This is a genomic window from Ruegeria sp. BB9 (assembly GCF_056539345.1).
The window spans coordinates 1-7,984 of sequence record NZ_JBQFUU010000009.1; the positions used below are offsets into that span (position 1 = coordinate 1).

The following is a 7,984-nucleotide window of genomic DNA, read 5'->3' on the forward strand; positions in this document are numbered from 1 at the left end:
TCGACGACGCGAACGCGCGATGCAGCGTTTCAGGCGCATGCGAAGTCTACAGAAATTCGCCTCCGTCCATTCCTCCGTCTACAATCACTTCAACCAGGAAAGACCGTTAGCCAGTCGAGACACCTTCAAGCTGACCCGCGCCGCCGCTCTACGCGAGTGGCGTCAACTTTGTTCCGGATAGGTTCGCGGTTTCCGCGGCAAACTGAGACTGGTTCGAATTCGTCTGACAGCACCTCCGTGTCATCTTCTCCTCCTTCGTACTGTTTCCGCTCGATGACTGTCGCCTCAGGCCGCTTCGTAACTCGTGAATACCTCGGTAGCGCCGTCCCGACGGAACAAAAACACATCGTAAGCCTCACGACGATCTTCCGGCCCCATCCCAGGCGAACCGAAAGGCATCCCAGGAACAGCAAGTCCAATGGCGCTAGGTCGCTCCTCCAACAGACGACGAATGTCGGCAACCGGTACGTGCCCCTCGATCATGTAGCCATCGATCTCGCCTGTATGGCAGGAGATCATTTTTTCGGGAATGCCGTTGTCCAATTTGTGGCGGACGAGCAGTGTTCCAAAGCTGCGCTCCTCGGTAACGCGAAAGCCTTCCTGCCGAAGGATATCGATCCAAGCACTGCAACAGCCGCAATTCGGATCCTTGAGAACATGGATGGAAGGTGTGTTTTGCGCAAACGTGGCAAATGGTGCTGTGCTGGCGAAGCCTGCGGCGTAAGTCAGTATTTGGCGGCGTTTCAGGTGCATAGTGAGAGTCCTCTTTACTTGCGACTCAATTGAGCAAATTTCGCATCATTCGTGATAGGTTGTCTTCATCCCCGGTAAGCATGCTGATGTTCTCCAACTTCCCGGCGCTCGGCGAGCGCTTGGCGCACGATCTGGAAAGCAGAAGAAAGAAACAGCGTTGCCATGATCGCTGCGACAATCAGATCTGGCCAACCGCTTGCCGTTCCCCAGACGCCCAAGGCCGCAAACATAACGGCCACATTGCCGATGGCATCGTTCCGCGAACAGAGCCAGACAGAGCGGACATTGGCATCGCCGTCTTTGTAGCTGACAAGCAACAACACACTGGCAAGGTTTGTAGCCAGTGCAAGAGCTCCGATTATGCCCATGATCTCAGCTTCAGGGACGCCGACATAGAAGACGCGGTATACGGTCGATCCGAATACCCAAAGGCCCATCAAAAGCAAGCTCACCCCTTTGGCCAAAGCTGCATTGGTGCGGGCGCGAACTGAGGCACCGATCACAGCGAGCGAGATACCATAGGTCAGTGCGTCGCCGAGGAAGTCGAGAGCATCAGCCTGAAGCGCCTGTGACTTTGCGTAGTGACCAGCGGTCATCTCGACTACGAACATCGTCGCGTTCAACGCAATGACGATCCATAGCCGCCTTTTGTAATCATCTGACACGCCATCGAACTTGGCGTCATGCCCACAACATCCTGACATTGGAAAGCCTTTTTGAATCTGTCTTGATCATAGTGTAGTGCCTCTAGTGACTAGAGGTTCAAGAGGTATTTTCATGTTTTCCATCGGAGAGCTTTCAAAGCGCACGAAAGTCAAAGTTCCGACCATCCGCTACTACGAAGAAATGGGGCTGCTGGCAGAGCCGGAACGTACAGCTGGCAACCAGAGGCGTTACACAAATGAGGGTCTGGAACGCCTGAGCTTCATCCGTCATGCGCGTGATCTTGGCTTCTCCATAGAAGCGATTTCTTCGCTGATCGAGTTGCAAAATCATCCGGACCGGTCATGCGAAGCCGCCACCAAGATTGCCGAAGGTCAGTTGTCCGAAGTGCGAGCGAAGATCAAAAGGCTAAAGGCGCTGGAGAATGAACTGAAGCGTATTGCTCAAGGATGCGACGGTCGTGGCGTAGTAGAAGACTGTTATGTCTTGGCTTCGCTTGCAGACCACGACCTGTGTGATCAAGATCACTGATCCCAAAAGCGGACATCAATTAAGTGATCATAATCGGCAGCTTCGTCCGCAATGCAGTCATTGAGCGTAGGTGAGCGAACGTCTGCCTCGAGCCCAAAGCGGACTGAAATGTGCTCGCCAAAATGAATTGCGGCGATAGACATTCTCTTGAGCGGTCTAACCCATCACTAAATGCATTCACCGCCATCGATAACCAGGGCTTGCCCCGTCATAAAAGCGGATTCATCTGAAGCTAAATAGACAATCCCATGGCCAATCTCTTCAACTGTCGCCCATCGACTCATGGGGATCGCCTGCTCGATGTAGCTTTCCAGTTTGGCACGGCCTCCCATCTGCTTTTCGAAGCCTGCATTGAAAGGGGTGTCTACAAATCCTGGACATAGGGCATTGAAACGGATTGCATGGACAGCGTAGTCGGCTGCCATCTGCCGAACCATCGCAACAGCAGCGTGCTTTGTAGTCGCATAGGCGATCATACCCCGGTCATATTGAACCCCAGAATTGGAGGCCGTGACGATCACGCTGCCTCCACCTTGTGATTTCATATGGGCGACGGCTGCACGCGCGGCAATGAAGTGAGCGCGGACATTCAATGCCCAAGAAGCATCCATTCCATCTGGTTCCACTTCTTCCAGCGTTCCTTCGATCTGCAACCCAGCGTGAGAGTGCAACACGTCAAGCCGACCGAAGTTTTTAACTGCTTGGTCTATGGTTCTGGTAAGGGCATCGTCATCGGTCACATCAAGCTGTATGGCAGATGCTTGATTTCCCTGCGCTACGATCGCGGCCACAGTGGCTTCAGCAAGTGTTGCATCGCGATCGGTTACCACAACATGCGCACCCTCTTGTGCCATTGCCATTGAACCCGCCCGACCAATTCCTGATCCCGCGCCCGTCACGAGCGCGACCTTACCTGCAAGCCGCATGTCACTTGGCTCCTTTATTTAATTTTTCGATTTTGAGGCGCCTCGGCGCAAAAGCAGCTGCGCTGCTACGAGCAACAAGAGCGACGCGCCCATAACCATAGTGCCGATGGCATTGATCTCGGGTGTTACGCCGCGCCGGATGGATGAGAATATGTAGATTGGCAGGGTTGTTTCTGAGCCAGCTACGAAGAACGCGATGATGAAATCATCAAATGAGAAAGTGAAGCTGAGCAGGAAGCCTGCCAAAATTGCCGGTGCTATCAACGGCAGGGTCACCTGTCGAAAGGTGCCCCAGGGCGTCGCAAAGAGGTCAGCCGAAGCTTCCATGAGCGCGCGGTCCATACCCGATAGCCTTGCACGTACGATGATTATGACCAGCGCCATTGTGAACATGGTGTGGGCGGCGACAAGCGTGGGCATCCCCATGGAAAGTTGCGGGGGATTTGCTCCATCGGGCCATAGGCTTGCAAGAAGCGGGTTTAGCCAGCCGAATACGGTGACCAGGGCAATGAGTGTCGCGATGCCGATGACGATACCGGGTATCATTATCGCAATATAAATCATCGCATCAAACAAAGTTCGGAGCCATCCCTTAACCCCTTGTAAAGCGATGGCCGCCATGGTTCCGAGAGTGGATGCGAGGCAAGCAGTTATTAATGCCGCAAGCAGACTGGTCTCGAGCGCGTCCATTACAAATGGGTTGTTCAGCGCTCTACCATACCATTGGGTCGAGAACCCCATGAACTGGCTTGCGTGTCGTCCGGCATTAAAGCTGAAAAGCGCGATGATGCCGATTGGAATATAGAGAAAAAGGTAGACGCAAATCGCGTATAAGCGCATCGGACCCTCACATCAGCGAGACATCTTCGCGCTGGCCACCCAGGCGCGAGATGAATTTCATGTAAATTGAGACAGTGACAAGCATTACGACAACCAGAGTCATTGCGACCGCCGATCCGTACGCCCAGTTCCGAGACTGCAGGAACAGGTCCACCAGCGCATTTCCGACGAAAAAGACCTTTCCGCCGCCCAAGATCGCTGGGATCAGAAACTCGCCCATCAGCAAGATGAAGACCAGCATGCAGCCAGTTGCGATACCAGGTACCGACAAAGGAAGTGTCACCTGACGGAACGTACGCCATGGGGTAGAGCCGAGATCAGCCGATGCTTCCAGAAGGCGTTTATCCAGTTTGTCTAAGCTTACAAAAATCGGGAAAACCATCAGAGGTAGATACCCATAGACAATCCCGACAAGCACAGCGAACGGCGTATTTATCAGGCGGATATCATCGATGCCGATCGACTCCAGTAAAGCGGGCAAGCCACGCCCCCCAAGGATGAAAATCCAAGCGTATGACCGGATCAGGATCGATGTCCAGAACGGCACGATCACTAGGATCAACAGCGAAGTTCTCCACTTTGGTGAACAACGCACTGCAAGAAAGTAGGCGAGCGGGTAGGCAATTACCAACGCAGCGATAGTCCCCAGAGGTGCAAGGATCAAAGTGTTCTTAAACGCCGTCCATCGCGCAGGAAGGTTGGCATATTGTTCCAACGTGAACGCTGGAACGTAGCCTCCGGCGGCACCCCGTTCGCCAAAGGAAAAGACGAAGACGACCAGCAGAGGAAGGGCTAGCATTACCAAAAGCCATATTCCTGCTGGAGCCAGCAACAGTGCTTTTCTGCCTCGTTCGGTCATTTTGTCCTCGTCTTTTCCGATATTGGCGGCCTTGCCGCTTAGGCCGACTTGAAGCGGGCGAGCAACTCGGCACGGTTTGGATCGGTTAGTGTAGCCGCCGCGCCGAACTCGAGTGCATTCAGAAGGTCAGCTGCCGGATAAAGGATCGGATCTTCCAGTAGTTCCTTCGGCAGCAACGCATTGGTGCGAGCATCAGCCGATGGATAGCCGTGGGCGAGGACTTCTTTCGCATTAACTTCCGGGTTCAGCAGGAAGTCGATCAAGGCATAAGCGGCATCCATATGGGGTGCGCCCTTAGGAATAGCGTAGTAGTCGGACCAGAGTTCACCGCCCTCAGTTCCCAGAACGTAGGCGATTTCAGGCATGTCGACATTCATCTGCTTGCCGTCACCTGTCCAGCACATCGTCATCCAGGCGTCACCGTTACGCATCGGTGGCTGATAATCCGACGAGATTGCAAACAGATGCGGTTTGGCATCCAGTAACAATTTCTCGGCATCCGCCAGTTCCTTCTCATCGACCGAGTTGAAGGAGTAGCCGAAGTATTTCAGGGCATTACCGATGGTGGTGAGTTGGTAATCATGCACCATTGTCCGGCCTGAGTAACCTTCCATAGTAAGGTCCCAGAACTCTTTCCATGTGGTTGGAGTCGGAGCGCCGTCAAGCTTGCTGGTGTTCACTGCAAAGCCAGTCGTGCCCCAGTTTTTTGGGACCGCGTAAAGCTGGCCATCGACAGAACCGGCATCGGAAAAGCGCTGTTCGAATGAACCTGCGTCGTAGTTTGGCAGTTTGGACGTATCGAGCGGGATGATCAGATCTTCACCCACATACGTAGTGATCGTGTAGTTGGTTGGAACGAAAACGTCCCAGCCAGACCCTCCAGCCTGTAGTTTTGCCAACATCTCTTCATTCGAGCCAAAAACATTGACCTGAACATGGGCGCCAGTGGCTTCCGTGAAGGCTTCGAAGTTCATCTCGTCATGGTAGTTCGGCCATGTGGCGAGGATCACTCGGTCGCCAATTTCCCCGGCAGCAAATGCCGGGCGTGGACGCAACCCAGGAATGGCCGTGCCCAGAACGGCCGTTGCCATCCCAAGACCTGTCACGCCTAAGAAATGTCGCCGTGTAACCGAACCCTTTTGGTACCGGCGAAGCTCTTCCATGAACTTTTGCTTGGAAATAGTCCCATTATCCTTGGTCATTGTGAACCTCTCTGTTGTTGGATTGCGGGATTTGTTATTTTTCCAGGATCAGCAGTGCGCCTTCGCCCCATGAAACAAAGGCCTGCTCTCCTGCATTGAACGTCCCCTCGTTCAATTCCGCTTGCCTTGGCACAAGTACATGGAAATCACCCAGTGCTTCGTTGCGCGCAAGGTATTCTGTGTGCTCCCCAAGGAAGATCCGATTTTGAATGGTAACTGGCAGAGCGATTTCAGCTGTGGGTAGCGCGCGGGTCAGCGTGATCTGTTCAGGACGGATACTAACGCACACTTCCTGCCCTGCATCTATTGGAATCTCCGGAGTTCCGTGCACCTTTTGGCCACTCGCTAAACGCACAGTGATTTGGTCGGTTGCTGAGTCAGTCACAGTTGCATCAAAGAAATTTGAGGTGCCTACAAATCCAGCCACGTAGCGGCTGCGGGGCATGTCATAGAGTTCGCGTGGGCTGCCAACCTGCACAATACTGCCGCCTTCCATCACACAAATTCGGTCGGACATTGAAAGCGCTTCTTCTTGGTCGTGCGTGACGAGGACAAAAGTTATCCCTAGTTGTCGTTGCAGGTTCTGCAGTTCAAACTGCATTTCTTTTCGAAGCTTTCGATCCAGAGCAGCCATTGGTTCATCAAGCAGCAAAAGCTTGGGCTCGTTTACGATCGCACGCGCCAAAGCGACGCGTTGCTGCTGACCACCAGACATCTCCCAGATGCGACGTGGGCCAAACCCACCAAGACGGACAGTTTCCAGCGCTTGCTCAACCTTTGTCGCGATTGTTTGTTTGTCTACGCGTGGTCGTTGTTGGCGCAGGCCGTACGCGATGTTGTCGAACACGCTTAGGTGAGGAAAAAGAGCATAGTGCTGAAACACCATGTTGACTGGGCGATGGTGCGCATCCAAGTCGTTGACGACTTCTCCATCGAGCAACACCTGACCTTCGGTTGGCTTCTCGAAACCTGCCAACATTCTAAGCGCAGTGGTTTTGCCGCAACCAGATGGGCCTAAGAACGACAGGAACTCTCCTTTCCCAATGGAAAGATTCAGGTCTTTGGCGGCGACCACATTCCCGAAGGTCTTGGTCACTCCTCGGAGTTCCGCAATCGTCTGCATGGTGACGCTCATGTCAAAGCTCATATACTGCCGTTTTCCTTTTGCTTGATTTTTTGGCATTTGTTGGCATACCACTCAAACAAGGAAAAAGTAACAATAACTCGGAATAACTGTATATACCACAATTGGGGTACAGAGGTGCTTTTCGAAAATCTGGAGCGGCGTGTGTACGATTGGATGGAAGAGGCCGGCAGGGTCGTGGAGAAGATCGGAACCCCAGAATTTCCATGTGCTTTGGCAGATGGCTTACGGCAGGTCGCACCATTTGATTTTACGGTGGTGTTTGGCCATGTTGGAACCGAAGCACCAATAGACCTTCACGACGATTTCCCCAAAAGCAAACGGCGTATTTTTGTTGAGGATTACCAAGCCGGGCCCTACGTACTTGATCCATTTTTTTTGGCCGCGACAAAACCAATAACGCCGGGTCTGTACCGCATGCGCGATATCGCACCGGACAGGTTCTATCAGGGCGAATACTATCGCAGCTATTACAAAAGGACTGGGTTAGCAGAGGAGATTGGCTACTTTATCGATATCCCAGGCGCTGGGATGGTTGTGGTCTCGCTCATGCGAGCAGAGAAGCCTTTTTCCGCCAAGGAAATTCGTCATTTGCACGCTCTATGGCCGCTCGTTCGGGCAGCCTGTTGCAAACATTGGAGTGACTTCCCAACGATGGCCCGCGGCGCCGCAGCGAATGGCGTTAGTCGTCGCGTTGATCTAGCATTCCAGGCATTTGGCGATGGCGTTCTGACGCCACGAGAACGAGAAGTCGTTGAGTTCACATTGAAGGGCCATTCGGCAGAAGCTGTTGGCACAATTCTCGGCATCTCTCCAGGCACAGTCCGCATCCACAGACGCAACATTTACGCGAAACTTAGGATCAACTCGCAGGGTGAGCTTTTTTCAAAGTTCATTGAAAAGGCGCTTTAAAAGGTTCCTTGAACACCCACTTTATCCGTTTTGCCGACCTTGCTACCTTGTGGGTCTTGTCAGAAGAACTTGTCTTGAGGCAGGCAGGACGGTTGCGTAGCTTTTGCCCATGACCAAACCTGCCTCTTTCAAGTACTTCAAAACCAGTCCCGAG

The 7,984-nt window shown here is 53.1% G+C and carries 9 protein-coding genes and 1 pseudogene; 3 read left to right on the forward strand and 7 right to left on the reverse strand.

Annotated elements, in window-relative coordinates; all coding sequences use genetic code 11:
- A pseudogene (locus ACR0FC_RS19165) lies at window positions 1-181 on the forward strand (IS6 family transposase); the annotation flags it as partial.
- A 104-nt stretch (window positions 182-285) separates the two neighbouring features.
- Here ACR0FC_RS19165 and ACR0FC_RS19170 read toward each other — a convergent pair.
- Window positions 286-753, reverse strand: coding sequence for a DUF411 domain-containing protein (locus tag ACR0FC_RS19170; protein ID WP_170343049.1), 468 nt, complete (start codon window positions 751-753; stop codon window positions 286-288).
- A gap of 65 nt (window positions 754-818) precedes the next feature.
- A complete protein-coding gene (locus tag ACR0FC_RS19175; protein ID WP_170343051.1) occupies window positions 819-1,457 on the reverse strand; it encodes a cation efflux transmembrane domain-containing protein in 639 nt (212 codons plus the stop codon).
- Between the two features lie 73 nt (window positions 1,458-1,530).
- On the opposite strand from ACR0FC_RS19175, the gene ACR0FC_RS19180 reads away from it, so the two are divergent.
- Window positions 1,531-1,947, forward strand: coding sequence for a MerR family transcriptional regulator (locus ACR0FC_RS19180; RefSeq protein WP_170343053.1), 417 nt, complete (start codon window positions 1,531-1,533; stop codon window positions 1,945-1,947).
- A gap of 167 nt (window positions 1,948-2,114) precedes the next feature.
- Here ACR0FC_RS19180 and ACR0FC_RS19185 read toward each other — a convergent pair whose 3' ends face one another.
- Genes ACR0FC_RS19185 through ACR0FC_RS19205 form a run of 5 tightly spaced genes read right to left on the reverse strand, consistent with a single transcriptional unit; the run spans window position 2,115 to window position 6,909 of the window.
- Window positions 2,115-2,873: an SDR family NAD(P)-dependent oxidoreductase gene (locus ACR0FC_RS19185; RefSeq protein ID WP_170343055.1), complete on the reverse strand. Its 759-nt coding sequence runs from the start codon at window positions 2,871-2,873 to the stop codon at window positions 2,115-2,117.
- Window positions 2,874-2,891: 18 nt separating this feature from the next.
- On the reverse strand, window positions 2,892-3,713 hold the full coding sequence (locus ACR0FC_RS19190; protein ID WP_170343057.1) for an ABC transporter permease: 822 nt from the start codon (window positions 3,711-3,713) through the stop codon (window positions 2,892-2,894).
- Between the two features lie 7 nt (window positions 3,714-3,720).
- The gene (locus tag ACR0FC_RS19195) at window positions 3,721-4,572 is read right to left on the reverse strand and encodes an ABC transporter permease (RefSeq protein WP_093962199.1); all 852 of its coding nucleotides are present in this window, start codon (window positions 4,570-4,572) and stop codon (window positions 3,721-3,723) included.
- A 38-nt stretch (window positions 4,573-4,610) separates the two neighbouring features.
- The gene (locus ACR0FC_RS19200; RefSeq protein WP_170343059.1) at window positions 4,611-5,774 is read right to left on the reverse strand and encodes an ABC transporter substrate-binding protein; all 1,164 of its coding nucleotides are present in this window, start codon (window positions 5,772-5,774) and stop codon (window positions 4,611-4,613) included.
- A 34-nt stretch (window positions 5,775-5,808) separates the two neighbouring features.
- Window positions 5,809-6,909: an ABC transporter ATP-binding protein gene (locus ACR0FC_RS19205; RefSeq protein ID WP_254432852.1), complete on the reverse strand. Its 1,101-nt coding sequence runs from the start codon at window positions 6,907-6,909 to the stop codon at window positions 5,809-5,811.
- A 153-nt stretch (window positions 6,910-7,062) separates the two neighbouring features.
- Here ACR0FC_RS19205 and ACR0FC_RS19210 point away from each other — a divergent pair, with 153 nt between their 5' ends.
- Entirely contained in the window at window positions 7,063-7,830 is a 768-nt protein-coding gene (locus ACR0FC_RS19210) for a helix-turn-helix transcriptional regulator (RefSeq protein WP_093962973.1), read from the forward strand.
- Window positions 7,831-7,984 lie beyond the last annotated feature (154 nt).

Excerpts from the sequence above, each read along its gene's own strand:
- ACR0FC_RS19190 (WP_170343057.1), bottom strand. The coding sequence starts at position 3,713 with ATGCGCTTATACGCGATTTGCGTCTACCTTTTTCTCTATATTCCAATC.
- ACR0FC_RS19195 (WP_093962199.1), bottom strand. The coding sequence starts at position 4,572 with ATGACCGAACGAGGCAGAAAAGCACTGTTGCTGGCTCCAGCAGGAATA.
- ACR0FC_RS19185 (WP_170343055.1), bottom strand. The coding sequence starts at position 2,873 with ATGCGGCTTGCAGGTAAGGTCGCGCTCGTGACGGGCGCGGGATCAGGA.
- ACR0FC_RS19175 (WP_170343051.1), bottom strand. The coding sequence starts at position 1,457 with ATGTCAGGATGTTGTGGGCATGACGCCAAGTTCGATGGCGTGTCAGAT.
- ACR0FC_RS19200 (WP_170343059.1), bottom strand. The coding sequence starts at position 5,774 with ATGACCAAGGATAATGGGACTATTTCCAAGCAAAAGTTCATGGAAGAG.
- ACR0FC_RS19180 (WP_170343053.1), top strand. The coding sequence starts at position 1,531 with ATGTTTTCCATCGGAGAGCTTTCAAAGCGCACGAAAGTCAAAGTTCCG.
- ACR0FC_RS19170 (WP_170343049.1), bottom strand. The coding sequence starts at position 753 with ATGCACCTGAAACGCCGCCAAATACTGACTTACGCCGCAGGCTTCGCC.
- ACR0FC_RS19205 (WP_254432852.1), bottom strand. The coding sequence starts at position 6,909 with ATGAGCGTCACCATGCAGACGATTGCGGAACTCCGAGGAGTGACCAAG.